The organism is Streptomyces brasiliensis (assembly GCF_014647875.1).
GTDB lineage: Bacteria > Actinomycetota > Actinomycetes > Streptomycetales > Streptomycetaceae > Streptomyces > Streptomyces brasiliensis.
The window spans coordinates 24463-48417 of record NZ_BMQA01000002.1; the positions used below are offsets into that span (position 1 = coordinate 24463).

Annotated in this window: 21 protein-coding genes and 1 pseudogene; 8 read left to right on the forward strand and 14 right to left on the reverse strand. The window is 72.2% G+C overall.

Annotation, left to right across the window (positions count from 1 at the left end; all coding sequences use genetic code 11):
• Positions 1–4: 4 nt before the first annotated feature.
• From IEZ19_RS03710 to IEZ19_RS03730, 5 genes and pseudogenes are all read right to left on the reverse strand, one after another.
• A complete protein-coding gene (locus tag IEZ19_RS03710) occupies positions 5–859 on the reverse strand; it encodes an SGNH/GDSL hydrolase family protein (RefSeq protein WP_189309528.1) in 855 nt (284 codons plus the stop codon).
• A 260-nt stretch (positions 860–1119) separates the two neighbouring features.
• A pseudogene (locus IEZ19_RS03715) lies at positions 1120–2265 on the reverse strand (glycosyltransferase); the annotation flags it as partial.
• Positions 2262–3389 (reverse strand): glycosyltransferase family 4 protein, encoded by a 1128-nt coding sequence (locus IEZ19_RS03720; RefSeq protein WP_189309529.1) that lies wholly within the window; start codon positions 3387–3389, stop codon positions 2262–2264. The pseudogene IEZ19_RS03715 and the gene IEZ19_RS03720, both read right to left, overlap by 4 nt.
• 139 nt (positions 3390–3528) lie before the next feature.
• Positions 3529–4947 carry a HEAT repeat domain-containing protein gene (locus IEZ19_RS03725; protein ID WP_189309530.1) on the reverse strand — a complete coding sequence of 473 codons (1419 nt, stop codon included), beginning with the start codon at positions 4945–4947 and terminating at the stop codon, positions 3529–3531.
• A gap of 300 nt (positions 4948–5247) precedes the next feature.
• A complete protein-coding gene (locus IEZ19_RS03730) occupies positions 5248–5640 on the reverse strand; it encodes an ankyrin repeat domain-containing protein (RefSeq protein WP_189309531.1) in 393 nt (130 codons plus the stop codon).
• Positions 5641–5977: 337 nt separating this feature from the next.
• Between IEZ19_RS03730 and IEZ19_RS03735 the strand changes: the two genes are divergently transcribed.
• The gene (locus IEZ19_RS03735) at positions 5978–6172 is read left to right on the forward strand and encodes a hypothetical protein (protein ID WP_189309532.1); all 195 of its coding nucleotides are present in this window, start codon (positions 5978–5980) and stop codon (positions 6170–6172) included.
• A 40-nt stretch (positions 6173–6212) separates the two neighbouring features.
• Positions 6213–7817 (forward strand): hypothetical protein, encoded by a 1605-nt coding sequence (locus IEZ19_RS03740; protein WP_189309533.1) that lies wholly within the window; start codon positions 6213–6215, stop codon positions 7815–7817.
• Between the two features lie 168 nt (positions 7818–7985).
• Here the strand turns inward: IEZ19_RS03740 and IEZ19_RS03745 are convergent, their stop codons facing one another.
• On the reverse strand, positions 7986–9494 hold the full coding sequence (locus IEZ19_RS03745) for an SCO1417 family PLP biosynthesis transcription factor (RefSeq protein ID WP_189309534.1): 1509 nt from the start codon (positions 9492–9494) through the stop codon (positions 7986–7988).
• 101 nt (positions 9495–9595) lie between these two features.
• On the opposite strand from IEZ19_RS03745, the gene yczE reads away from it, so the two are divergent.
• The 4 genes from yczE to IEZ19_RS03765 all read left to right on the forward strand — a co-directional run bounded on the left by yczE (position 9596) and on the right by IEZ19_RS03765 (position 13072).
• Positions 9596–10249 (forward strand): membrane protein YczE, encoded by a 654-nt coding sequence (yczE, locus tag IEZ19_RS03750; RefSeq protein ID WP_189309535.1) that lies wholly within the window; start codon positions 9596–9598, stop codon positions 10247–10249.
• Positions 10246–11013 carry a glycerophosphodiester phosphodiesterase family protein gene (locus IEZ19_RS03755; RefSeq protein WP_189309536.1) on the forward strand — a complete coding sequence of 256 codons (768 nt, stop codon included), beginning with the start codon at positions 10246–10248 and terminating at the stop codon, positions 11011–11013. Before yczE ends, IEZ19_RS03755 begins: the two co-directional genes overlap by 4 nt.
• Before the next feature lie 59 nt (positions 11014–11072).
• Positions 11073–12419: an MFS transporter gene (locus IEZ19_RS03760; RefSeq protein WP_189309537.1), complete on the forward strand. Its 1347-nt coding sequence runs from the start codon at positions 11073–11075 to the stop codon at positions 12417–12419.
• A 278-nt stretch (positions 12420–12697) separates the two neighbouring features.
• Positions 12698–13072: an RNA polymerase-binding protein RbpA gene (locus tag IEZ19_RS03765; RefSeq protein WP_003977404.1), complete on the forward strand. Its 375-nt coding sequence runs from the start codon at positions 12698–12700 to the stop codon at positions 13070–13072.
• Between the two features lie 126 nt (positions 13073–13198).
• Here IEZ19_RS03765 and fxsA read toward each other — a convergent pair whose 3' ends face one another.
• The 4 genes from fxsA to IEZ19_RS03785 form a co-directional block, all read right to left on the reverse strand.
• Positions 13199–13762: an FxsA family membrane protein gene (gene fxsA, locus IEZ19_RS03770; protein WP_189309538.1), complete on the reverse strand. Its 564-nt coding sequence runs from the start codon at positions 13760–13762 to the stop codon at positions 13199–13201.
• A 47-nt stretch (positions 13763–13809) separates the two neighbouring features.
• A complete protein-coding gene (locus tag IEZ19_RS03775; RefSeq protein WP_229839925.1) occupies positions 13810–14604 on the reverse strand; it encodes a polyprenol monophosphomannose synthase in 795 nt (264 codons plus the stop codon).
• 534 nt (positions 14605–15138) lie between these two features.
• Positions 15139–16755 carry an amidohydrolase gene (locus IEZ19_RS03780; RefSeq protein ID WP_189309540.1) on the reverse strand — a complete coding sequence of 539 codons (1617 nt, stop codon included), beginning with the start codon at positions 16753–16755 and terminating at the stop codon, positions 15139–15141.
• A gap of 127 nt (positions 16756–16882) precedes the next feature.
• The gene (locus IEZ19_RS03785) at positions 16883–17323 is read right to left on the reverse strand and encodes an Lrp/AsnC family transcriptional regulator (protein ID WP_189309541.1); all 441 of its coding nucleotides are present in this window, start codon (positions 17321–17323) and stop codon (positions 16883–16885) included.
• Positions 17324–17591: 268 nt separating this feature from the next.
• Between IEZ19_RS03785 and IEZ19_RS03790 the strand changes: the two genes are divergently transcribed.
• Complete coding sequence (locus IEZ19_RS03790; RefSeq protein WP_189309542.1) at positions 17592–18029, forward strand: hypothetical protein; 438 nt, start codon at positions 17592–17594, stop codon at positions 18027–18029.
• A 495-nt stretch (positions 18030–18524) separates the two neighbouring features.
• On the opposite strand, the gene IEZ19_RS03795 is transcribed toward IEZ19_RS03790, so the two are convergent.
• A complete protein-coding gene (locus IEZ19_RS03795; RefSeq protein WP_189309543.1) occupies positions 18525–19697 on the reverse strand; it encodes an acyl-CoA dehydrogenase family protein in 1173 nt (390 codons plus the stop codon).
• A gap of 332 nt (positions 19698–20029) precedes the next feature.
• Between IEZ19_RS03795 and IEZ19_RS03800 the strand changes: the two genes are divergently transcribed.
• Positions 20030–21277: a glycoside hydrolase family 18 protein gene (locus tag IEZ19_RS03800; protein ID WP_189309544.1), complete on the forward strand. Its 1248-nt coding sequence runs from the start codon at positions 20030–20032 to the stop codon at positions 21275–21277.
• 52 nt (positions 21278–21329) lie between these two features.
• Here the strand turns inward: IEZ19_RS03800 and IEZ19_RS03805 are convergent, their stop codons facing one another.
• The 3 genes from IEZ19_RS03805 to IEZ19_RS03815 form a co-directional block, all read right to left on the reverse strand.
• Positions 21330–21989 carry a TetR/AcrR family transcriptional regulator gene (locus IEZ19_RS03805; RefSeq protein WP_189309545.1) on the reverse strand — a complete coding sequence of 220 codons (660 nt, stop codon included), beginning with the start codon at positions 21987–21989 and terminating at the stop codon, positions 21330–21332.
• Between the two features lie 77 nt (positions 21990–22066).
• On the reverse strand, positions 22067–22207 hold the full coding sequence (locus tag IEZ19_RS03810; RefSeq protein ID WP_189309546.1) for an SCO1431 family membrane protein: 141 nt from the start codon (positions 22205–22207) through the stop codon (positions 22067–22069).
• A gap of 142 nt (positions 22208–22349) precedes the next feature.
• Entirely contained in the window at positions 22350–23714 is a 1365-nt protein-coding gene (locus IEZ19_RS03815) for a C39 family peptidase (protein WP_189309547.1), read from the reverse strand.
• Between the last annotated feature and the right edge of the window lie 241 nt (positions 23715–23955).

Here is a 23955-nt window from a genome sequence, read left to right on the forward strand (position 1 = left end):
GCCTTCACGCGGCGTCCGGCCGTTCCGTCGGGGTCACCGACACGGCGGCGAGCGCTGCGGAGACCGCGTGCGCCGTCCTCAGGTCGAGGCGGGCACTGGTGCCCCGCGCGCGGTGCCGCATCTCGTCCACGGCCAGCGTGAGGAGCTGCGGCAGCAGGTCGGTGCAGCGCCGGATCACCCAGGCGGTGCCGGCGGTGGCCAGCCACCACAGGCTGGCCGACCTGGTGGGTGCGGGGAACTCGGGCTCGGGCGAGGGCACGGGGCCCGTCGCCGTGCCCGCCCGCGCGAGCAGGGCGTGGAACCGCAGGGCGAGTTGCCGGTGCCCGCACTCGCCCGGGTGCAGCCGGTCCGAGCTCCACATGCCGCGGTCGCTGATCCAGTCGGCTTCCGCGGCATGCAGGTGGACGGCGCCATACCGCTCGGACAGCGCATGCACCACCGCGTTGACCGCGCGCTGCCGCCTGGCCAGCGGGCGGGCCAGGGCGCCCGGAAGCCCCAGCATCGAGCCGGGGTCGGGCAGACAGGCCGTGAGCACGGTGGCACCCTGCGCGGTGAAGGCCGCGTAGACCTGGTCGAGCCGGGCGGCCACCGCGTGGATGTCGAACGTGTAGCGCAGGGTGTCGTTGACGCCGATGACGACGGAGACGACGTCCGGCTTCAGCTCGAGAGCCGCCGGGGTCTGCCGCTCCAGGACGTCCCGGGTCTGGGCCCCGCTGACCGCGAGGTTGGTGAATTCCACGTGCTCGTCGGAGAGCCCGCCGGCCAGCAGCGCGGCCCAGCCGCGCCACCCGTCCGGGACGGGGTCTCCCACGCCTTCGGTCAGCGAGTCACCGAGCGCCACGAACCGGACGGGTCTCATGCCACGCCCTCCGCCACGACGCGACGGGCCGGCGCCGACGCCTCGTAGGCGTCCGGACGGGACGGGGCCGACGCCTCGCGCGCGTCGGAACGAGACCGCGAAGACGCGTCGCCGTCTGCACGACGGGCCGGCAGCGCCGTCTCGTCCACGCCGGGACGGGACGCCACCGATGCGTCGAGCGCCTCGGAACGCAACGGTGCCGGCGCATCGCCGTCGGCACGACGGGACTGTGCCGTCGGAGTGACGTCCGCTCCGTCCGTACGCTCCACCACCACCGCGTCGTGCGCGGCGAGGAACGCCTCCACCGCCGTGCCCCACCCGAAGCACTCCGCACGCGCGCGTGCGGCCTCCCGGCGGTCCGCCTCCGGGCGCTCCAGGAGCATGTCCACGGCGTCCGCGAACGCCTCGCCGCGGTCGGCCGCCGTGGCACCGGCGGAGCCGATCACCTCCGGCAGCGCCGAGGAGGCGCTCGCCACGACGGGCGTACCGCACGCCATGGCCTCCAGTGCGGCGAGTCCGAACGTCTCCGCGGGCCCCGGCGCCAGGGCCACGTCGGCCGAGGCCTGGAGCGCGCCGAGCAGCGCCCGGTCGGTGACGTGCCCGAGGAACGTCACCGGCAGTCCGCGATCGCGCGCCCGCTGTTCCAGGCGCGCCCGCAGCGGTCCGTCACCGGCCACCACGAGCACTGCCCGGCGGCCGCGCCGCAGCAGTGCCTCCAGGGCGTCGAGCGCCGTGCCGGGCCGCTTCTCCACGGACAGCCGGGAGCACATCACCAGCAGCGCCTCGTCCCCGCGCGCGTGCCGGGCACGCAGCCCGAGGTCGCGCATCGACGGGTGCCGGTCGGCCAGATCGACGCCCAGCGGGGCACGGACGACGTTGCGGGCACCGATGCGGACGAACTCGCGCTCGGCGAACTCGGTGGTGCACACCACCCGCGAGTAGGTGTGCGCAGTACGGATGTTGAGGGCGTCGGCGGCCCGCCGGGAGAGGTTCTCCGACAGGCCCCAGGTGCGCAGGACGCCGTCGGCGGTCTCGTGGGAGACCATCACGGCGGGGACCCGGGCGCGCCGGGCCCAGCGGCCGGTCCACCGCAGCGTCGTACGGTCGGACACCTCCAGGCGGTCCGGCGCCAGGTCCTCCAGCAGGGCGGCGACACGCTGCTTGTCGGTGAGGACGCGGTAGCCGCCGGTGCCGGGGAGGACGGGGCCGGGCAGGGTGATGACCCGGCCCTGCTCGGTGTCCCGGTCGGTGTGGCGCTCGCCCGGCACGATGAGCACCGGTTCGTGGCCCGCCACCCGGAACCCCTTGCCCAGCTCGCGCAGCGCGGTGCGCAGGCCGCCGGACGCGGGGGCGACGAAGTTGGCGAGCCGCACGATCCGCAGGGAGGGGCTGGTCGGGGAGGTCATGCCGCCACCACCGTCCGGCGCGCGGCGAGCACGTCCTCGTAGTGCGCGATCAGCTTGTCGCCGACGGCGGCCCAGGTGCGACCCTCGACCGTCTCCCGCGCGGCGGCGCCGTACGCGGCGCGCAGATCGGCGTCGGCGGCCAGGGTCCGCACCGCTTCCTGCACGGCGTTCGCGTCGCGCGGCGGCACGAGCAGTCCGGTGCGCCCGTGGTCGACCAGGTCGAGCGGACCGCCGGCCGCGGGGGCGATGACGGGCACGCCGCTGGCCATCGCTTCCTGGACGGTCTGGCAGAAGGTCTCGAAGGGGCCGGTGTGGGCGAAGACGTCCAGCGAGGCGAAGATCCGGGCGAGGTCGTCGCCGGTGCGCCGGCCGAGGAAGACGGCGCCCGGCAGGGCCTCGGTCAGATGGGCGTGACTGGGTCCGTCGCCCACGACCACGACCCGCACACCGTCCAGGCCGCAGGCTCCGGCGAGGAGTTCGACCTGCTTCTCGGGGGCGAGCCGGCCGACGTACCCGACGATCACCTCGCCGTCGGGGGCGAGTTCACGCCGCAGCGCCTCGTCGCGCAGGCCGGGCCGGAAACGGACGGTGTCCACGCCGCGTGGCCACAGACTGACCCGGGGCACGCCGTGCGACTCCAGGTCGTGCTGGGAGGCGCTGGACGGGGCGAGGGTGCGGTCGGCGGCGGAGTGGACGGAGCGGATGCGCCGCCAGGCCGCCGCCTCGCCCGCGCCCACGTAGGTGCGGGCGTAACCCGCGAGGTCGGTCTGGTAGACGGCCACGGCGGGGATGCCGAGCCGGGCGGCGGCCGCCATGCCGCGGACGCCGAGGATGAAGGGGCTGGCCAGGTGGACCACGTCGGCGCGGTGCTCGACCATGGCGGCGGCGAGGCGCCGGCTGGGGAGAGCCACGCGGACCTGGGGATAGCCCGGGAGCGGAAGGGAGGGGACATGGACGACAGAGCAGGGCACGGACGCGTCCGGCTTGTTGCCGGGAGCGGGGGCCGGAGCGACGACGAGGGGAGCGTGACCGCGATCGACGAGGTGTCGGGCGGTCTGGAGCGCGCAGTGGGCCACGCCGTTCACATCGGGGGGAAAGGATTCGGTCACGATGACGACACGCATACCCGTGTTCTCGCCGCGCTGGACGTGGCCGCGTCAACGTGGATCTTTCCGTACGGGGAACGTCCCGTGAGCGTTCCTCTGCACACTCGAGCAGGTCAGACCACGTCCATGCCCTCCTGACCCGCGAGTCACCCGATGTTCACGCGACGGGCCCGTCGGGTGCGATCCGGCTGCGTACTGCCGTCTGGACCTCGGCCTCCTCGGCCGGATCGGCCGCGAGCCGGCGGAGCCGTTCGACGACCCGGGCATCACCGGTCTCGGCGTGCCGGGCGGCGAGTTCGCGCGTGGTTTCCTCGCAGTCCCACAGGCATTCGACGGCGAACCCGGCGGGGAACGAGGGATCGGTGGCGGCGAGGGCGCGGGCGGCGCGGCCGCGGAGATGGGACGACGCCGTCTCTCGGTACACATGGCGCAGAACCGGCGCCGCGCAGACGATGCCGAGGCGTCCGGCGCCGTCGACGAGCGTCCACAGGGTCGGCGCGTCGGGGCCCTCGCCCCGCACGGCTTCGCGCAGGGCGCCGAGGACGAGATCGCTGTCCTTGGTGCCGCCGCGGCAGGCGAGCATGCGTCCGGCGGCGGCGCCGAGAGCGTCGGGCCGACGGGCCCAGCCCCGTGCCCTTTCGACGGCGGCGATGCTGCGCATCCGCTCGAAGGCGTCGACGGCGGCCTCCGCGACGGCCCGCTCGCCGTCGGACACGGCGGCCTCGATCAGCTCGAGCGCGGCTGGGTCGTTGCTGTCGGCGAGGTAGCGCAGGGCCGTGCACCGGGCTCCCTCGGTGCCGTCCCGGGCGGCCCGGACGATCTCCGGCCGGTCCTCGGGCCCGGCGACGGCCACGAGACAGCGGGCGGCCGGGACATGGAGGGCCGCGCCGCGTTCGATGCCCTGCTGGGCCCAGTCGAAGACGGCTTGCACGCTCCATCCGGGGCGGGGCCCGGTCGGTCGCATCTGGCGCTGCCAGCGGTCGAAACAGCCGGCTTCCTGGGCGGTACGCACGCGTGCGGCGACCGATTCGCGCGGATCCTCGGCCCACAGCCGCCACGGCCGGGGCTCGAAGGCGTCGCGCACGGCCGCGGCCAGCTCGGCCTCGCCCTGCGGGTCGGTGGGGAACCGGGCGAGGACGGGCGCGGCCAGGGCGCGCAGGCCCGCGTCGTCGTCCCTGAGGGCGAGTTCGTCGAGGGCCCAGGCCCAGTTGGCGCCCGAGGCGGCGTACTTGCGCAGCAGTTCGAGCGCGTCGCGCCTGCCGTAGGAGGCGAGGTGCCCGAGGACGGCGAGGGCGAGCCCGGTGCGTGACTCCTCGGGGTCGAGGACGTCCTCCGGGTCGAAGAGATGGGCCTCGATGGCGTCCAGCTCGCCGTTCAGGTCGAGATGGAGACGGGCGTAGTAGAGGGAGCGGTTCTCGACCTGCCAGTCGTGGCGGGGATCCCGCAGGACACAGTGGTTGAGGGCCGCGAGCGCTTCGGCGCGCGGGGCGGTGAGCGCGTGCAGTGTGCCGTCGCCGCGGCCCCGCTGGAGCAGGCCGAGCAACGTACCACTGGGCGCTATGACCGGATCGAACATGGGAAACAGCCTCACATCAAGCGTCGACGCAACCGGGGAACACGCACTACCTGGCCGCGTGACACAACGTCGGGGCGCCCGCCGTCTTCTGCTTGCTGTAGACCATCTTCCTCTGCCTCTCGTCGGTGGCCCACGCGGACCGATCACGGCCCGCACGGTGCGGCAACACCTGCCCAGCCATCGCGTCCGTGAATCACGACGTCATGATGACTCGCGGGTTTCTCCTGCCGCGACCGGATTTCCGGCGGCCCGGCACCGCCTCCCCCGTTTTCCGTGTCGTGCCTGGTCAGGACGTTGGGATCAGTGTGCGCCGAACAATTCCAGGAGTTCCGTCCGACCGAACATCCGGGCGGTGTCGACGGCGGAGGGGGTACCCAGGGACGGATCCGCGCCACCCTCCAGAAGGGCCTCGATCACTTCCTGTTCACCCTTGAAGACGGCTCCGGCGAGCGGGGTCTGACCCCGGTCGTTGACCCGGTCCGCCTCGGCGCCGCGGGCGAGCAGCGCGCGCACCGCGTCGGCGTGGCCGTGATAGGCGGCGAGCATCACGAGCGAGTCGCCCCGGTCGTTCGTGAGGTTGGCCGGAACGCCCGCGTCCACATATGCGACGAGCGCCTCGGTCCGCCCCTGCCGGGCCAGATCGAAGATCTTGGTCGCCAGCTCCACGACCTCGGGGTCGGGGGCTTCGTTCATCGGCCGGACCACCTCTCCTGCGACTTCCGGGGTCCCTTCGGGGACTGACAGAGCGTACGGCAGCGACCGGGTCGCGCCCGTACGGGTGAATCGCCAGCGTACGCGCTACCGCGGCACATGACCCGAGGCGCCCGAGGTAAAGATCATCGCGAACCCTGCCGGACGCGGTGACACCGGCGATCCGGCGCATGGATCGATGCCCGGCCGGGCCAACCCTCCGCCACCTGGGGGGAATCTTCCGTAATTCACCCAGTTGCACCTTTTATCGTATGGATACACACTGTGATGCTGGAAGTACTCATGGTGACTGTCCCCTCTCGACACCAGGAGATCCCAAATGAACCTCTCCATGTCAGGCGTCCTCCTGCTCGGCGTCGTCGTCTTCCTCTTCTTCCGCAAGGACGGGCTCAAGGCGTCGCACGCCCTGACCTCGTCCCTGTTCGGCTTCTACCTCGCCAGCACGGCCATCGCCCCCAGCATCAAAGCGGGCGGCGAGAGCCTGGCGAGCCTGCTCGGCGGCATCAAGTTCTGACGCCGCCCCTCCCGCCCGTACGTACCGTCAGGAGACAGCTGTGGTCCTGCGCCCGCTCCCCCGCATTCTGAGCAACGGCAGCGCACAGATCGCCAGGGGCCGGGAGCTGGCCCGGACGGCGGCCGACAGCGCCACGGACATCCTCCACCCGCTGATCACCGTCACCCGCGGACTGCGCCGGCTGGCCTCGGCCGGGCGGCGCAAGTGGGCGGACACCCCCAAGGACAAGCGCGGTCCACTGCTGTTCCTGGTGGCCTCGCTGGTCCTGGTCGTGGCGCTCGTGCCGTACGGTCCGCTGCTCGCCGTCGTCTCCCTGATGGCGGCGGCGGCCTGGCACGGCCGGGACCGCACCGCGGCGGAGCCCGACGGCCCCGACGCGCCGAAGGCCGAACGGCTCCGGTCGCTGTACGAGGCACTCGTGCCGTACTTCTCGACCCCTGAGGACCCGGCACCGCTCTACGCCCACGGCGGGGAGTGGGAGAAGGCCTTCTCCGCCCACGAGTTCGACGAGGCGGGCCGGGTCGGCCACCTCGTCATCCGCTACCCGGCGTACTTCCCGGACGGCGAGGCCGAGGCCCGCGCGCGGATCGAGCACCTGCTCACCGCGAAGTCCGGCCGGGGCCGCGAGTACCACTTCACCTGGGACGAGGAGGGCAACCGGCTCACGGTCGCCGTCCTCGCCCCCCTGCCCACCGACATCGCCGCGCAGCGCTTCGTCACCGCGCCGGGCGAGACCGTCCTGGGCTTCACCGACCCGACCGAGGTGCAGCGCACGCTCCCGCTCGGCTACGGCGAGGCTCAGCGCGACGTCCCGCCGGTCGTCTGGCGCACCGGCGCCCGCTCCACCGAGCCCCATCTGCTGGCCCTGGGCCGGCCCGGCAGCGGCACCTCTACGCTGCTGCGCTCCATCGCCCTGCAGGCGCTCCAGTACGGCGACGTGCTGATCGTCGAGGGCGGCGGCACCGGTGAGTACGCGTTCCTGGCGGGCCGCAGCGGTGTCCTCGGGGTCGAGTGCGGGCTCACCGGGGCACTGGCCGGCCTTGAATGGGCGGCGCACGAGACGGAACGGCGGCTGATCACCACCAACCGGGCCCGGCAGGAGGGGCAGACGCCGCCTGACGACACGAAGCGTCCGCTGTGGATCCTCCTCGACCGTCCGAGCGTCTTCTCCCATCTGGCTGCCGCGGACGGCCGCGCGGATCCGCAGTCCCTGCTCCAGGTACCCCTGCGGCACGGGCGCGCGGCGAACGTCACGGTGGTCGTCGCCGAACAGTTCGAGGGCACGGACGCGTTGAGCGAGGCGGTACGGCAGCACACACGCGCGCGCGTCGTGCTCGGGCCTGCGACGCCGGAGCAATTGGCGGTCGTCCTGGGAGCGCCGCCGAACACGACGCCGCTCGCGCAGGTGCCGCCGGGACGTGGCTATGCCCGGCTGGGCAGCGGGCCTGTGCTGCGGCTCCAGGTTCCTGCTACGCCGGATCCTTACGACGACGCGGCGAGCGAGGGGGACCGGGAGGCGGTGGCAGCGCTGCTGCCGGGGCGGGTGGCGCCGCCGGACGAGCCGGGAGCCGTGCGGGAGGGGGCTGTGGAGAGGGCATCCGTGGAGACCGTGCGGGCGGAGGCTGTCGCACTGGAGAGTTCATGAGCGAAGTTCGGTAGGCGCCGGGCGTTGGTGCCGGGCGGGGGGGTGGGGACACTCACTGGCGCTTGCCGGGTGCCTCCCCCAGGCCCTTGAGGCGCTGGGGGAGGCACGACTGCCCGCGGCTGAGGCGGCGTTCGGGGCGCGGCGTCCGGCGTTCAAAGGTGTCAGCGGCTACGCCACGAACGTCCTCGGTGCCTCCACCGCCCCCGTCGCCCCCGTCTCCACCAGCCGTGCCGCCGCCGCCAGGCGGACCGCAGCCTCCTCCGCCACCGCTCCCCCGACCGTGAACGGCAGCCGCACATACCCCTCGAAGGCACCGTCCACGCCGAAGCGGGGGCCCGACGGGACGCGGACGCCGACCCGTTCCCCCGCCTCCGCGAGGCGCGAGCCCGACAAACCGCCCGCGCGGACCCACAGCGTGAGTCCACCCTGCGGGACCTCGAACTCCCAGCCCGGCAGTTCACGCCGTACCGCCGTCACCAGGGCGTCCCGGTTCTCGCGCGCCTGGGCGCGCCGCAGTTGCACCGCTTGCTCCCAACCGCCGGTGCTGAACAGCCAGTTGACGGCCAGCTGCTCCAGGACCGGTGTGCCCAGGTCGGCGTACGCGCGGGCGGCGACCAGGCTGCGGATCACGTCCGGGGCCGCCCGCACCCAGCCGATCCGCAACCCGGCCCAGAAGGCCTTGCTCGCCGAGCCGACCGTGATCACGGTCGAGCCCGCAAGGTCGAACCCGCAGACGGGGCGCGGCATCGCGGCGCCGTCGAGGCCGTCGTCCAGCCACAGTTCGCTCATCGTCTCGTCGGCGACCAGGACCGTCCCCGCCGAGCGGGCCGCGTCCACCAGCCGGCGCCGCTGGTCCTCGTCGGCGAGCGCGCCGGTGGGGTTGTGGAAGTCGGCGACGACATAGGCGATCCGGGGCGCGGCCTCCCGCAACACCTGGCGCCAGCGGTCCATGTCCCAGCCGCTGAGCCCCTCGGCCATGGCGACCGGGACCAGCCGTGCGCCCGCCTCCCGCATCAGCTGGAGGATGTTGGCGTACGACGGCGACTCCACGGCGACGCGCTCGCCGCGGCCCGCGAAGAGATGGCAGATGGCGTCGATGGCGCCCATGGCGCCCGTCGTCACCATGATCTGCTCGGGCATGGTGGGGATCCCGCGCGCGGTGTAGCGCTCGGCGATCATCGCGCGCAGGGCGGGAAGACCCGCCGGGTAGTCGCCGTGGGTGTGGGCGTACGGCGGCAGTTCCTCCAGGGCGCCCTGGACGGCGCGGGTGAGCCAGGGCTCGGGGGCGGGCAGGGCGGCGCAGCCGAGGTCGATCATCGAGCCCAGCGCCTCGGGGGGCAGCGGTTCCAGACCGCGGGCGGGCAGCGGGTTCCCGGCGGGTACGGCCGTCCAACTGCCCGCGCCGCGCCGGGACTCCAGGAAGCCCTCGGCGCGCAGCGCCTCGTAGGCGGCGGCGACGGTGGTGCGGCTGACGGAGAGCGACAGGGCCAGCTCGCGTTCGGCGGGCAGCCGGGCGGCCACGGGCACGCGCCCCTCGAGGACGAGCAGCCGGATGCCGTCGGCGAGCACGCGGTAGGCGGGCGGACGGCGCGTGCCGGGGCCGGCGGGGCGGTCCTGCTGGGAGTTGAGCAGCCGGGCGAGCTGGGCGGCACCCACCGCCGAGGTCCACTGCGCCATGACGATCAGTCCACCTTCCCCGGATTGGCCATGGATGGCATTCCATCTCAAGCCACAGAGTGACATGCATCAGTCCACCATGACCACCAGGGGGGTACCTCTTGTCCGCACGGCGCCGTCTCGGGAGACGGCTGATCCAGTTGTACGCAGGGCTCGCGCTGTACGGCGCGAGCTCCGCACTGCTCGTCGAGGCGGGCCTGGGCCTGGAGCCCTGGAACGTGCTGCACCAGGGCCTCGCGGAGCTGACCGGGCTGACCATCGGCGTGGTCTCGATCATCGTGGGCGCCGCCGTGCTGCTGCTGTGGATCCCGCTGCGCCAGCGCCCAGGCCTCGGCACGGTCTCCAACGTCTTCGTCGTCGGCCTGGCCATGGACGGCACGCTCGCCCTGCTCCCCGAGGCGCACTCCCTCGCGGTACGGATTCCGCTCCTGCTGGGGGGCCTCGTGCTGAACGGTGTGGCGACCGGCCTCTACATCGCGGCGCGCTTCGGGCCCGGCCCGCGCGACGGGCTGATGACGGGACTGCACCGCCGTACCGGACGCTCGATCCGGCTGATACGGACGGCGATCGAGGTCGCCGTCGTCGTCACCGGCTTCGTCCTCGGCGGCACCGTCGGCGTCGGCACCCTCCTGTACGCGCTGTCCATCGGCCCCCTCGCCCAGTTCTTCCTGCGCGTGTTCGCCGCCCCATCTGCATCGGAGCGCAGCACGGTCGTTGCCACCGCGCCACCCGAACGCGCGATACTGCGTCCGTGAGCACGCTGATACGCCACCCGTACCTCGACCATCCGGGCCCCATCCCCTTCGCCCATCGGGGCGGTGCCGCCGCCGGGCTGGAGAACACCGTGGCGCAGTTCCGGCGCGCGGTCGACCTGGGCTACCGCTACATCGAGACCGATGTGCACGCCACGGCGGACGGCAGGCTGGTCGCCTTCCACGACACGACGCTGGACCGCGTCACCGACGGGGCGGGCCGCATCGCCGACCTGCCGTGGGAGGACGTACGGCAGGCGCGCGTGGCGGGCAGCGAGCCGGTGCCCCTCTTCGAGGAGCTGCTGGAGACGTTCCCCGACGTGCGCTGGAACGTGGACATCAAGGCGGAGCCCGCGCTGCGGCCGCTGCTCGACCTCATCGAGCGCACCGACGCCTACGACCGCGTGTGCGTCGGCTCCTTCTCGGAGGCGCGTGTCCTGCGGGCCCAGCGGCTGGCCGGACCGCGTCTGGCCACGTCGTTCGGCACGCGTGGCGTGCTCAACCTGCGGCTGCGCTCCTGGGGGCTGCCCGCGGCGGTGCGCCGGTCCGCGGTCGCCGCGCAGGTGCCGGAGTCGCAGTCCGGCGTCCCGGTGGTCGACCCGCGCTTCGTCCGCGCCGCCCACGCGCGCGGGCTGCAGGTCCACGTGTGGACGATCAACGACCCGGAGCGGATGCACCGGCTCCTGGACCTCGGTGTGGATGGCATCATGACCGATCACATCGACACGTTGCGCAAGGTCATGGAGGACCGGGGCGTCTGGGTCTGAACCCCGGCTCCGGGGCCGCGCCTTCGCACGGCACCATCGGCGGAGAAGCGAGGGCAGGGGTGGGCACCGAGACCGTGCGGGCGGGGGCGGCCGACGCGACCGCGGACCGGCGGCGCGAGCAACGCGGCTGGTACTTCTACGACTGGGCGTGCTCCGTCTATTCGACGAGCGTCCTGACCGTGTTCCTGGGCCCCTATCTGACGTCGGTGGCCAAGTCGGCGGCGGACGCGGACGGGTTCGTGCATCCGCTGGGCATTCCGGTCCGGGCGGGGTCCTTCTTCGCCTACTCGGTGTCCCTGTCGGTGATCGTGGCGATCGTGGTGATGCCCCTGGTGGGCAGCGCGGCCGACCGCACCGGACGCAAGAAGCCTCTGCTCGGGGCGGCCGCATACACGGGTGCCGCGGCGACGACGGGCATGTTCTTCCTCGACGGCGACCGCTATCTGCTGGGCGGGGTGCTGCTGGTCGTCGCGAACGCGGCCCAGTCCGTGGCGACGATGCTCTACAACTCCTATCTGCCGCAGATCGCGCCGCCCGAGGAACGCGACGCGGTCTCCTCCCGCGGCTGGGCGTTCGGTTACGCGGCCGGCTCCCTGGTTCTGGTCGTCAACCTCGTCCTCTACACCGCGCACGACAGTTTCGGTCTCTCGGAGACGGCCGCGGTCCGGATCTGCCTGGCGTCGGCCGGTCTGTGGTGGGGCGCCTTCACGCTCGTACCGCTGCGGCGGCTGCGGGACCGGCGTGCCACGGCGGCCACGGCGACGGCCACCGGGCTGCGGCAGCTCGCGGCGACGGTCCGCGACATGCGCCGGCACCCGCTGACGCTCTCCTTCCTGCTGGCGTACCTCATCTACAACGACGGCATCCAGACGGTGATCTCGCAGGCGTCGGTCTACGGCTCGGAGGAGCTGGGCCTCGGGCAGTCGACGCTCATCGGGGCCGTGCTCCTGGTGCAGGTGCTCGCCGTCGCGGGCGCGCTGGCGATGGGGCGGCTGGCGGTGATCTACGGCGCGAAACGCACGATCCTCGGGTCCCTGATCGCCTGGACGCTCACGCTGGCAGCCGGGTACTTCCTGCCGGCCGGGGCGCCGTTCTGGTTCTTCGTGCTGGCCGCCGGGATCGGACTGGTGCTCGGCGGGAGCCAGGCACTGTCCCGGTCACTGTTCTCGCATCTCGTCCCGCCGGGTAAGGAGGCCGAGTACTTCTCGGCGTACGAGATGAGCGACCGCGGCATGAGCTGGCTGGGCCCGCTGCTGTTCGGTGTGACATACCAGCTGACCGGTAGCTACCGCTCCGCGATCCTCTCGCTGGTGGCCTTCTTCGTCATCGGGTTCGTGCTGCTCGCACGGGTTCCGGTGCGCAGGGCGATCGGGGACGCGGGCAACCCCGTCCCGGAGAAGATCTAGCGCTGATTTAGCGCTCAACACGAAAGGGCGGTAGTGTACGCGTTTGGCCTGCCAGGCGTACCGTTACTGCGCGTCAAAGATGCCGCAACGCTGGGTGACATCTGCTAGCAGATGTGACAAACCGGGCGCCGGTGGGTACAACAAGGGGCGGCTACGACGGCGACGCATGACCCGGAACGGGATTCGGAACGGGAATCTTTACCGCCGACCGGACGTTGACCGGATGACGACGACAGCGACACCTGTCCTGTGGGCGACAAGCCCGGGAGGCACGATTCATGAGTGAGCGAGCTCTTCGCGGTACGCGCCTCGTGGTGACCAGCTACGAGACGGACCGCGGCATCGACCTGGCCCCGCGCCAGGCCGTGGAGTACGCATGCGAGAAGGGGCACCGCTTCGAGATGCCCTTCTCGGTCGAGGCGGAGATTCCGCCGGAGTGGGAGTGCAAGGTCTGCGGTGCCCAGGCACTCCTGGTGGACGGCGACGGACCTGAGGAGAAGAAGGCCAAGCCGGCGCGTACGCATTGGGACATGCTGATGGAGCGGCGCACCCGTGAGGAGCTCGAAGAGGTCCTCGAGGAGCGCCTCGCCGTTCTGCGCTCCGGGGCGATGAACATCGCTGTTCACCCCCGGGACAGCCGCAAGAGCGCCTAGCGCGGAGCCGGCTGCACGACGCGTGATCAATCGTGGGCGCCGTACGTCATCCCGACGTACGGCGCCCACGGTTTTTCGTCGTGCGCGGACGCGGCGCCCTCGTCAGGACGACCCCGGCAGCCGGTCTCAGCGGGTCAGCGGCGGGCGCTGCTCGCGCGGAGCGCCGCCGGCTTCGCCCCGGTCGTCCCGGACGACCTCACCTTGGACGATCTTCCCGTCGGGACGGTGAATGCGAGCCTGCTGAAAGGCGTCTCCGAGGGAGCCGGGTGCCGCCTGCCGCAGCTTGCGCTCGACGGTACGTTCCGTGATGCGGCTCAGCGCCTTCTGCAGTGGCGGGATCAGGAGCAGCAGGCCCATCCCGTCCGAGATCAGGCCGGGGATGATCAGCAGCAGCCCGCCGAGCATCAGAAAGCCGTTGCCGCCCGCGCGCTCCGGGGAGCCACCGCGCTGGAGGGCCTCGTTGAGGTTCTGGAACGCGCGCCGGCCGGCCCGCTTGACGACCACGGAACCGGCGACGAGACCGGCCACCAGCAGCAGGAACACGGTCAGGCCGCCCGCCGCGCCCGCAACCACGGTCAGCAGCCAGATCTCCAGCACGAGCCACACGGCGATGCCCAGCGGCAGGAACGTACGCAGCCGCGAGCGCCGGGGCCGGACGGAGGGCTGAGGGGTGGGAGCGCCAGTCGTCATGCTCCCAGTGTGCCTGGGCATGGCTCGGTCCGGGACAAGGGGCCCGGCTACCGCCGTCCGGGGCGGCGGGCGATCTTCGTGAGCCGCTCTCCCACGCCCCACGACGTCACGCGCCACAGCGCCTCGACTACGATGTCACGGCTCATCTTGGAGTCGCCGTGCTCGCGCTCCACGAAGGTGATCGGGACCTCGACCACGTGGTAGCCGGCCTTGACCGCGCGGCGGGCCAGGTCGACCTGGAAGCAGTAGCCCTGGGAGGCGACCTCGTCGAGGCCGAGACCCTCGAGGGTCTCGCGGCGGAACGCGCGGTAGCCGCCGGTCACGTCCCGGATCGGCACGTCGAGCATGAGCCGCGAGTAGGTGCTGCCGCCGCGGGAGAGGAACTCCCGGCTCCTGGGCCAGTTCACGACACGACCGCCGGGCACCCAGCGGGAGCCGAGCACGAGGTCGGCGCCCTTGAGTGCGGTGAGCAGCCGGGGCAGTTCCTCGGGCTGGTGGGAGCCGTCGGCGTCCATCTCGACCAGCACGCCGTAGCCGTGCTCCAGGCCCCAGCGGAACCCTGCGAGGTAGGCGGCGCCGAGGCCCTCCTTGCCCTTGCGGTGCAGCACCTGGACGTGGTCGTCCTCGGCGGCGAGTTCGTCGGCGAGCTTGCCCGTGCCGTCGGGGCTGTTGTCGTCCGCCACGAGGACATGGGCCTCGGGGACGGCCCTGCGCACCCGGCCGACGATGGACTTGATGTTCTCGGCCTCGTTGTACGTCGGAATGATCACCAAGGCGGTGCCGAGGGGGCCGAACCGCCTCCCCCGGTCCTGTGCCGCGAGGGTCCCGTCGCCGTCGTTCACTGCTGCCCCTTCGTGTCGTACGCAGGGGTCCACCATAGTGGCCGCGGCCTGCGATGACGTGACAGCGCGTGCGAACGGTGGTGTCGATTCCGCAAGAGCGGGGTAAGAGTGCACGGTTTCGTCGTGTGCGTCCCCTGCGGAGGGAGGCCCGGCGCCCTTCGGGCCGACCTGGGACCCGCTGGCTGCGGGTCGACCGAAAGCCGTTGTCTACTGAGCGTCCGGGCCCCACCCGGGTCACACCTTCCCGACCGGCCGGAACTTCCCTCGTCGGCGCGGGCGCTGAGCCTGGCTCCCAGCGACGGTGCCCCGTGCGGCACACCGTCCCTGACCCAGCGGCGCTGCGACGAGTTGCGCGGAGGTTCTCCGGTCGGGCGTCCGGTGGTGGACTCGGCCGAACCTACCGGCCCCCTGCTGCTGGCTGTCAACAGCCGTTTGACCTGCGGAGATTCCCTCCCCTTCCTGGTCACCGCGGAGGATACGCAGGTCGCGCGACGATGCGGCGCGGGATGATCGACTCTGCGCCACCCCGGGAGATCACTCGCCCGGCCCTACGAACACCGTCCGTCCGCCGACCACTGTTCGCAGACAGCGCGGCAGGTCGTGGCCGGGGGTCAGATCGGGCAGGCCGGGGGTGCCGGAGCGCGGATCGGTCGACCAGCGCGCGACACGGTCGTCGGGGGCCTGGACCACGAGTTCGTCGGTGCGCCACACCGCGTAGTCCGCGGGCGCGCCGGGCACCAGGACGCCCGCGTCGTCCCGGCCGACGGCCCGCCAGCCGCCGCGCGTGTGCGCGGTGAACGCGGCGCGTACGGAGACCCGGTGCTCGGGCGTGCGGTGGAAGGCGGCCGCGCGGACCGTGCCCCACGGGTCGAGCGGGGTGACCGGGCTGTCGGAGCCGAAGGCGAGCGGAACGCCCGCCCTCAGCAGGGCCGCGAAGGGGTTGAGCGTGCGGGCCCGCTCAGCGCCCAGACGGTCGGCGTACATGCCGTCCTGGCCGCCCCACAGCGCGTCGAAGGCGGGCTGGACGGAGGCGGTCAGGCCGAGTTCGGCGAAGGCGGCGATGGTCTCGGGAGTGAGCATCTCGGCGTGTTCGACGCGGTGGCGGGCGGCGCGGACGCGGGCGAGGCCGACCTTCTCGGCGGCGGCGCGCACGCCCTCGACGACGGCGCTGACGGCGGCGTCACCGATCGCGTGGAACCCGGCCTGGAGTCCCCCCTCCGTGCAGGCGACGACATGGGCGGCGACGGCGGCCGCGTGGAGGTAGGCGGTGCCGGTGTGGTCGGCGTCGGCGTACGGCTGATGCAGACAGGCGGTGTGCGAGCCGAGGGCGCCGTCGACGAAGAGGTCGCCCGCGGCCCCGACGGCGCCCAGTTCCCGGGCCTTGTCGATGTCCTGGTCCGCCCAGTAGCCGATCACCCGGGGTGCGGGCACCTCCCGCGCCAGCCGCAGCAGGCCGGTGAAGTCGTCCTCGGAGGAGATCTTCGGCCCGCCGCACTCATGGACGGAGCCGATGCCCAGGGAGGCCGCGTGCGCGAGGGCGGCGCGCTGGGCCTCGGCGCGCTGGGCGGGAGTGACGGCGGCGAACGCGGCGGCGCGTACGGCGTGGTGGGCGTCGCGGGTGAGCGGCAGGCCGTCGGAGAAGCCGGCCTTGCCGCGGACGCCGGGTGCCAGATCCAGCAGCGCGGTGGTGACGACGGCGGAGTGGACGTCGATCCGGCTCAGATACAGCGGGCGTCCGCCGGTGATCTCGTCGAGCTCGTCCCGGCGCGGTGCCCGGCCCCCGGGCCAGCGGGCGGCGTCCCAGCCGTGCCCGAGCAGGACGCGGTCGTCGGGGCGGGCCGCGGCGAAGTCCCGCACGAGGGCCAGCGCCGCGTCCAAGGAGGGCGCGTCGGACAGGTCGAGGCCGGTGAGGGCGAGGCCGGTCGACGTGGTGTGCACGTGGGCGTCGGTGAACGCCGGGGTGACCAGGGCCCCGTCGAGATCGACGACCTCGTCGACGCCGTCCGCGAACGCGTCGGCGGCCCCCTCTGAGCCGACCCACGCCACCTGGCCGCGCTCCACCACCATCGCGGTGGCGAAGGGATCGGCCGGGCTGTGGACCTCTCCACGGCGGAGCAGGACGGTCTGCGGCTGGTCGGTGCGCTCACTCATGACGTCAGTTTCTCGTGCCGAGCCGCCGGAACCGCACCTGGGGCCGGTCAGGACGGCACCGGGTGCTGCCGGCAGTGCCCGCCCTCCCCCGTCACCCAGCGGAACGACCGCCCACAGCGGCCGGCACTCAAATGCGAGGCGGGCGGGCCTCGTACGGCGTGGACAGCACGACCGTCGTCCGCGTCGACACCCCCGCCAGCGACCTCAACCGGGCCAGCAGTTCCTCCAGTTCGTGCGGCGTGGCCACCCGTACCTTGAGGATGTAGTTCTCGTCGCCGGCGACGCTGTGGCAGGCCTCGATCTCGGGGACGTCGGCCAGACGGTCCGCGATGTCGTCGGGTGCACTGGGGTCGAACGGTTTCACCGAGATGAAGGCCGTCATGGCCAGCCCCACGGCCTCGGGGTCGACGACCGCGGCATACCCGCGGATCACGCCGCGTTGTTCCAGCCGGCGCACCCGCTGGTGCACGGCCGACGTGGACAGCCCAGTGGCCTTGCCCAGGTCTGTGTAGCTCATCCGCCCGTCCTTGACGAGCAGCTGCACGATTTGACGGTCCAGCTCCTCCATGGCGCCAAAACCTACAGTGCGCCTGATCTCCTCGGATACCTGAGCACCCCAGGTCATAGCCGGTTCGTGATGTGCTCGAGAGCTGGTTGTGAGCCGCGTGGGGGACAAAACGGCCGCACCGGGCACCTGCGGTCGGCATGTGACGAACGCCACAGCCTTCACGCAGGCTCCGTGATGTTCCCGTGATTACCGCCGAGAGCGGACGGGAAATGCTTGCTGTGGTCGAGGCCGCAGCGCCTTCACGGCCCAGCCCGAGGGGGAGAATCCCATGCAGAGTCTTAAGCGCCCTGGTCGTACCGCGTCCAAGCGGCAGCAGCCGGTCGTCGAGCCCGAGCCGGAGGGCGCCGAACTCGACGCCTACGAGGCCGAGGAACTCGACGCGTACGACACCTTCGAGATGTACCGGGTGATCTGCCCGGACTGCGCGCAGCCCATCGCGCTGCTCGCGGACGAGGAGGTCCTGCCGGAGCACGCGCTGTGTGCCTCGCCGTGGAACCCGTTCGGCCTCACGGTCTGTGCCGGTACAGGCCGTTCCGCGAGCGAGGCCCCGTCCGCGGACGAGTCCGTCGAGCCGCAGGAGCAGGACACCGCCCTCCTGTTGACGCTTCCCCAGGGCCTGAACTGGCGGACGCAGCCCTTCTCGCACGTCGGAGGCCCGGGCTCGCGCCCGATGCGCGTCCCTGAGATGCGCCACCAGGCCGCCTGAGGCCCCTGCCCGGCGCGGCACCTGGCCGCCGGGCGGTCCACGAACTCGGCTTCCCGCACCCGGAGTTGGCCACGCTTCCGGTTGCCCCATGTCGCATGGACCGGGGCAACCGGTGGGCGGGTGCCCCACCAGCGGTACGGGACGGTCGAGGGCGGCCGACCTCCTGGGGACGTTCGGGTGAGGGTACGTCAGACCGCTCGGGGAGCCCTCGGGCGCGTGCGGACGTTCGCGAACTCACGCCCGATTGTGCTGATCGGTGACCTGGTCCGGCGCGCTCGCGTTGCCCAGGTATGCCCCCCACGTACTCGGTAACCGGGCGTCAGCGCCGACTCTTCGTCCCCACGCCCGGAGACTCGGTCCAGCCGCCCCAGCACCAGGACCCGCCCATCTACCGCGACCTGATGCGCACCTGGGCCGACCGGGGCCGCACCCTGCCGGGCCGCCACGACCCGGAATGGGTCAGGCTGGCGGCCCTCCCGGTCGCCCTGAGCCGGTTCAGCGCGCCTCAGGGCCCGCCAGATGACGGGCGATGACCATCCGCTGGATCTGGTTGGTGCCCTCGACGATCTGCAGGACCTTAGCCTCGCGCATATAGCGCTCGACCGGGAAGTCGGCGGTGTAGCCGTACCCGCCGAGTATCTGGACGGCGTCGGTGGTCACCTTCATCGCCGTGTCGGTGCAGTGCAGCTTGGCCATCGCCGCCTGCCTGGCGAACGGCCGGCCCGCGTCCCGCAGCCGTGCCGCCGCCAGATACAGCGCCCGGCCCGCCTCGATCTGCGTCGCCATGTCGGCGAGCATGAAGCGCAGCCCCTGGAAGTCGGAGATCGGCCGCCCGAACTGCCGGCGCCCGGTGGCGTACGCCACCGCCTCGTCCAGCGCCGCCTGGGCCAGGCCGATCGCGCAGGCGGCGATACCGAGCCGCCCGGAGTCGAGCGCGGCCAGCGCGATGGCGAAGCCCTGGCCCTCCTCGCCGACGCGCCGCTCGTCGGGGACCCGCACGCCGTCGAAGTGGACCTGGGCGGTGGGTGAGCCCTTCATCCCCATCTTCCTCTCGGGCACCGCGCCGGTGAGCCCCTCGGCGTCGCCGGGCACCAGGAACGCGGTGATCCCGCGCGAGCCCTCCTCGCCGGTGCGGGCCATGACCGTGTAGAAGTCGGCGATCCCGCCGTGCGTGATCCAGGCCTTCGTACCGGTGATCACCCAGTGGTCGCCGTCCCGCACGGCCTTGGTGCGGAGGGACGCCGCGTCGGAGCCGGAGGACGGTTCGGACAGGCAGTAGGCGCCGAGCAGGCCGCCGCCGAGCATCGCGGGCAGGTGCTCGACCTGCTGTCCCTTGGTGCCGTAGGCGGCCAGCGCGTAGGAGGCGAGGGTGTGGACGCTCACGCCGAGGCCGACGGTGAGGCGGGCCGCGGCGAGCTCCTCGAGGACCTGGAGATAGACCTCGTACGGCTGGTCGCCGCCGCCGTACTCGGAGTCGTAGGGCAGGCCGAGCAGTCCGGACTCGGAGAGGAGCGTGAAGACCTCGCGCGGGAAGCGCCCGGCGTCCTCCTCCTCGGCGGCCTTCGGGGCGATCTCGCGCTGCGCGATGTCGCGGACGAGCGCGATCAGGTCCCGGGACTCGTCGGTGGGCAGCTGGCGCTCCACCGGCTGCTGGTCGCGGTCGGACATGGCGACGGTCTCCTCCCTGTGTCGGGCACATCGGCGGACGTGCGCCCTCGGTGAGGCGGCGCCGCCTGGTCCTGCGGAGTCCGACCGGTGCGCGCTCCCGGGTCGCGGAAGCTGCTGACCAGCGGCTCTGCGCTGTGAGTATGCCCGATCGGGCAGAGCAAGTCACTTGTTAACGACCGCTCACTTCAAGAATTCACCCGCACCTCCCACTCGCCCGAAATTGGTCCGAACCATTGACCGTGCTGGTCTAGTCCTCCTACGCTCTCGGATCACGGCTTGATCGCGTTCATGCCAATCGGCGCGCGTTCCCCTCCCCCACGAGGAGACACCCGATGCACACCCCCCACCATTCCCGCAGCGGCTTCCGGGCGCTGCTCTCCGCCGTCTGTTGCGCCGTCCTCGGCGCCGGACTGCTGGCCGGCGCGGGCACCGCGACCGCCACACCGGCCGCCCGGGACGCGGCCGCGCCCAAGGCAGCCGGCTCGAAGGTTGTCGGCTACTTCACCGAATGGGGCACCTACGACCGCAAGTACTACGTCAAGAACGTCGAGACCTCCGGCTCGGCCGCCGAACTGACCCACATCAACTACGCGTTCGGCAACGTCACCGGCGGCAAGTGCGCGATGGGTGACGCCTACGCCGCCACCGACCGCGCCTACACCGCCGCCGAGTCGGTCGACGGAGTCGCCGACACCTGGGACCAGCCGCTGCGCGGCAACTTCAACCAGTTGCTCAAGCTGAAGAAGAAGCACCCGGGTCTGCAGGTCCTTTGGTCCTTCGGCGGCTGGACCTGGTCGAGCGGCTTCGGCGAGGCCGCGAAGAACCCGGCCGCGTTCGCCCAGTCCTGCTACGACCTGGTGAAGAACTCCACGTGGGCGGGCGTCTTCGACGGCATCGACATCGACTGGGAGTACCCGAACGCCTGCGGCAACACGTGCGACACCAGCGGGCGGGACGCCTTCAAGAACGTGATGGCGGCGCTGCGTTCGAAGTTCGGCCCCGGCAGCCTGGTCACCGCGGCGATCACCGCCGACGCGACGAGCGGCGGCAAGATCGACGCGGCGGACTACGCGGGCGCGGCCCAGTACGTCGACTGGTACGACCCTATGACGTACGACTTCTTCGGCGCCTGGGACGCGACCGGCCCGACCGCCCCGCACTCGCCGCTGACCTCCTACTCCGGCATCCCGAAGACGGACTTCCACACCTCGGCGACCATCGCGAAGCTCAAGGGTCTCGGCGTTCCGGCCTCCAAGCTGCTGCTCGGCATCGGCTTCTACGGCCGCGGCTGGACCGGCGTCACGCAGGCGGCGCCGGGCGGCGCGGCGACCGGCCCGGCGGCGGGGACGTACGAGCAGGGCATCGACGACTACAAGGTGCTGAAGACGAAATGCCCGGCGACCGGCACGGTGGGCGGCACCGCGTACGCCAAGTGCGGTAGCGACTGGTGGAGTTACGACACCCCGGCGACCATCGCGACCAAGATGACGTACAAGAACCAGCAGGGTCTGGGCGGCACGTTCGTCTGGGAGCTGAGCGGGGACACCGCGAACGGTGAGCTGATCAAGGCGATCAGCTAGCCTTCGGGCGGCCCGAGAAGGGGCGGGGCGTGACCGCCTCCGCCCCGCCGCGTCAGGAGTCGCGGCGGGCCGGCCGCGGTGCCCGGTAGGCGGGGTCCAGTTCCTCGATGGCGCGCAGGACTCCGCCGAGCGTCTTGACCAGCAGTTCGCGCATGGTGTCGCGGCTCAGGTCGTCGCGGCTCATCCAGTCGAGGGTGGCGCCCTCGACGCTGCACACCCAGGACAGCAGGCCCATGCGTGCGAGCGGTGAGACGTCGACGCGGCCGTACGCCCCCTCGGCGATGGTCGAGACGATCGCCTCGCGCACGCCGTCACGGATGGCGTGCACCTCGGCGTCGAAGCCGACGCCGCCGCTGACGATGGTGCGGTAGGCGGCCTGGTGGTTCTCGGCGAAGCGCAGATAGCTGTCGATGGTGCGCTGGACGCGGTTCACGGCCGGCAGCTCGAGACCGCTCGCGGCGAAGGAGACCAGGTCGGCGACCGAATCCTCGATGATCGCCAGGTAATAGCCGCGCTTGGACTGGAAGTAGTAGTAGATCAGCCCCTTGGCGACATGCGCCTGGCGGGCGATGTCGTCCATGGAGAGCGCGTCATACGACGTGTCGGCGAACAACTTCCGCCCGATGGCGATGAGTTCGGCGCGTCGTGCCACGGAGCGCTCGGTGCCGCGGGCCCGGGGACGGACGACGGCAGCCTGTTGACTGATGTTCAATTCGGACCCTGGTCTCAACCGGCGGCGGGACGCTCGCAGTATGGCAGAACGCCATCGAGCGGCACCCCGGGGTCGGGTCACATGAGGCCGAGCTGGGTCACGAGCATCGCGACGACCATCACCAGGGTCCAGCCCATGACGTGCTCGAGGATCTTCGGGCCGTCGTCCTTGGGGCCGCCGGTGCGAGTGCGGGCGGCGGTGGCTGAGTGTGCGGTCATGGCGTCTCGCTGAGGTCGGCTGTACGGATGGACTCCCCCCACCGTTTCGTCCACCTTGCCACCGTCAGCGGCGCTTGCGGCAGAGACGTTGGTCACAGGCACCCGGCCCCCGGTCCTGCCCCGGGGGCCGCGTCCGGCCTGATCAGCGCACGCCCACCGCCGCGAGCGCCTTGCGCTGGCGCGGGGTCGGATGCGCGGGGAAGTACAGGTAGCAGACGCCGCCGGTGCCCGACGAGACGCCGCCGCTGGCGTTGACCCGCTTGGTCCTGAGCCAGATGTTCTCCCACTCGCGCCGCAGATAGACGCGCCGCACCGCCTCGTCGCTCGGCGAGGCCGGGTCGTTGGCGATCACATCGCCCTCGGCGGTGAAGCCGATCACCGTCATCAGGTGGCCGGAGGTGCCGTAACCGGCGCCCGTCAGCTCGGTCTTGAGGAACGACTGGGACGTTATGGCCGGGATGCCCGCCGCGATCAGCGTCTCCAGGTCGGTGAGCGAGCCGAGCCGGGTGACCACGCCCTGCAGACCGTCGAACGTGCCCGCGTACGCCGCGTTGAACGGCCAGTTGCCGCAACCCTCGTACTGGTAGTCGTACGTGTAGCGGGCCGCGTGGTCGACCTGCGGGTCGGCATAGCCCGGGTCGACCCAGGACAGCTGCTCCGGGGTGAGCCGGCCGCCCCAGTACTCGATGATCATCTGCGAGGAGGTGGGGCTGCACCAGGCCTCGCCGCCGTTGTCGTACTCCGGGTACTGGCCCGAGTGGATCGACTGCGAGTAGCGCGGGACGATCAGTTCCTGGGCCAGGCCCGGTGTGGAGGCGGGCACCGTGAAACGGTCCGGGACGTCGGAGCCCATGGCGCCGAGCCGCCACACGGTCGGGGTGAGCCTGGTGCCCGGCTTGCGGTAGAGGGTCAGGCGCAGTCGGTACGACACGAGGCGCAGACCGGTGCTCGCGTCGTCGATCGCGAACGTGTCCGTCCAGATACTGCTCTTGCCGTCGCTCTGGTCGTCGACCGAGGTGCGCCGGATGTCCTCGTCGCCGGCGGCCCAGCGGCCCATCACGTACCAGGGCGTGTCCGTGCCGTCGGAGTACGTGCCGTGGAGCTCGACCTGGATCCAGGTGCCGGCCGGGGTGTGCGCGTTCCAGGAGGCGATCGCCTCGGTGGCGGGGACGGAGAGCCGGTGGACCGGCGAGGTCCAGGTGGCGTACTCCCAGGCGGCCGTGGTGCCGGTGTGCGGGTCCGTGTAGTCGGTGGTGCCCGCCGGGGCGGTGATCACCACACCGGGACGGGCACCCGACACGGCCCGGACGCCCTTGGCGGTGCCGGAACGCCAGTCGGTGAAGGTGGTCCAGGCGCGGTTGTCGACCGGCCGGGCAGGGGCCGTGTTCCCGGTGACGGCGGTGTCGGAGACGGTCGCGGCGACCGCGTGTCCCGTGCCGCCGGCCACGGCGGCGACGACCGCGGCGGCCAGAACGGTTCTGCGGGACGGCTGTTCGGCTCTGCTCATGGGCGGAAGTACCCCCAGGGGTCCGAGTCGGTTCCGGTGCGCGGCGGTTCACCTTCGGGGCCGTTCAGCCCTGCCCCATTCGGCGAGCCCGCCTAGCAGTTGTGCGCCAACTATGGAACAGCCGCCATGCCCCTGCCAGTACTTCGGCCGATACCACGCCAGCAATATTGGTCTCGTCCACTGATGCCACCTGCTACGGACGACGACGGCGGATGTGCTTGACGTACATCGGTGCCACTTC